Here is a 259-nt window from a genome sequence, read left to right as displayed (position 1 = left end):
TGGGGCGACTGATGGGAATCGAACCCACGAATGCCGGAACCACAATCCGGTGCGTTAACCACTTCGCCACAATCGCCACGTATATATGCAATATTAATTTTATAATTGGCAGGGGCAGTAGGAATCGAACCCACACTGACGGTTTTGGAGACCGTAGTTCTACCTTTAAACTATGCCCCTGTAAATGGTGGAGGGGGGCAGATTCGAACTGCCGAACCCGAAGGAGCGGATTTACAGTCCGCCGCGTTTAGCCACTTCG

Annotated in this window: 2 tRNA genes; both read right to left on the bottom strand. The window is 51.4% G+C overall.

The window, feature by feature from the left end:
- Window positions 1-76: transfer RNA gene (locus tag SB717_RS37295), tRNA-His, on the bottom strand.
- A gap of 30 nt (window positions 77-106) precedes the next feature.
- Window positions 107-180, bottom strand: a tRNA-Trp gene (locus tag SB717_RS37290).
- Window positions 181-259 lie beyond the last annotated feature (79 nt).

The sequence above is a fragment of the Priestia sp. SIMBA_032 genome, from assembly GCF_046535215.1.
GTDB classification, from domain to species: domain Bacteria; phylum Bacillota; class Bacilli; order Bacillales; family Bacillaceae_H; genus Priestia; species Priestia aryabhattai.
The sequence above is the reverse complement of the archived record's forward strand: the minus strand, read 5'-3'. Positions and strand labels throughout refer to the sequence as shown.